3 protein-coding genes are annotated in these 1,168 nt (G+C 59.9%); all 3 read right to left on the bottom strand.

Going from position 1 to position 1,168, the window contains the following annotated elements; translation table 11 throughout:
• Nucleotides 1–104: 104 nt before the first annotated feature.
• Nucleotides 105–530 (bottom strand): hypothetical protein, encoded by a 426-nt coding sequence (locus tag NW855_RS13390; protein WP_011430137.1) that lies wholly within the window; start codon nucleotides 528–530, stop codon nucleotides 105–107.
• A gap of 98 nt (nucleotides 531–628) precedes the next feature.
• Nucleotides 629–760 carry a hypothetical protein gene (locus NW855_RS13385; RefSeq protein WP_255322549.1) on the bottom strand — a complete coding sequence of 44 codons (132 nt, stop codon included), beginning with the start codon at nucleotides 758–760 and terminating at the stop codon, nucleotides 629–631.
• Nucleotides 760–930 (bottom strand): chlororespiratory reduction 6 domain-containing protein, encoded by a 171-nt coding sequence (locus NW855_RS13380; RefSeq protein WP_240527377.1) that lies wholly within the window; start codon nucleotides 928–930, stop codon nucleotides 760–762. The genes NW855_RS13385 and NW855_RS13380 overlap by 1 nt, the downstream gene beginning before the upstream one ends.
• Nucleotides 931–1,168: the final 238 nt, after the last annotated feature.

Here is a 1,168-nt window from a genome sequence, read left to right as displayed (position 1 = left end):
CGGCGGTGGAAGTGGCGCCGGCCATCCGCGGCTAATCCACTCCTGACCTAGTCGACCAGTCCTTCTTGAATCCCCTGGCAGACGCTGGGGGGTTTTTCTGCTTTTCATAGAACGTAGCCCAGTTGCTCAAGGGAATCGGTGTCCCAAAGGATCTGCCCATCCAGAGCCATTCTCCCCTGCACCGGCATTCCAACTTGAGCCTCTAGGCGTGGGATCAAAGCTGCATCCAGCTCCTCCAAAGCTTGGGGATCCTCGGTTTCGGGCAGGGATCCGACCAGCACCCAGCCCAAGTTGCGGACCTTGGCTTGGCGCATCAGGGCGGCAAAGGCGGTTGCTTGGCTCAGGGCGGCCTCCCGTCGCAGCGTTAAGAGCAGGCTAAACCCCCAAGCATGGGCCAAATCGGCCCAGGTTTGGCCTGGCTCCAGGGGATCGGCGACACTGCCCGGCAGAACCAGGAGGGGATTGGTTGCCCGCTCGCCGATTTGTTGCCAGAGGGCCTTGAGCTGAGCTTCCGAAGGGTTGGGATCCACCCTGAGCTGGACTCAAGGTCTCTGGACCACCTCTTGCCAGGCGCTGGCCACTGCTGCGGCTCCGGGGATCCCCGGCCAGGTATCGGCCACCATCACCCTCATGAGTTCGGATCCCCCACCTCAGACTCCCAGAGAGTGAGAAACTCCAGCTGGACCTCGAAGCCAAACACCAAAGCCATATCCCGCAGCATCGAGAGGGATCCCAGTTTCTGCTGCTTGAACCACCGCATCAACACAAAGAGATTTCCAGCGCTTCTGGGTTGTAAACAATGCCCTCGCGAGGGTTGAATTGATGGGGCACCAACATGGCTGCGTAACGGGCCAGCTCTCCTTGGCGCCAGTTGAGGAAGTAGGGCATCCAGGGGCAGACCGTGTCCCAACGAATAAACCACAGGCGCACCTCCGGGATCTCCGACAGCTCGCGCGGATCGTCGGGGCTGCGCGGCCAATCGATGGCGCATTACACCTGCTGGGCAGCCCGGACAGGATCCGCCATCAACGTTTTCAACAGCTCATGGCCCGGGGTTAAATCCAGAGCTTGAATGGCTTTAGCAGGAAGGTAGAAGGTAATCGGCACGACGACACAGCTACAGCCTGTTAAGGGCTCAAGGGGTACAATAGCAGCACTTAGCAAACCA

Source organism: Synechococcus sp. RC10B2 (assembly GCF_047502635.1).
The sequence above is the reverse complement of the archived record's forward strand: the minus strand, read 5'-3'. Positions and strand labels throughout refer to the sequence as shown.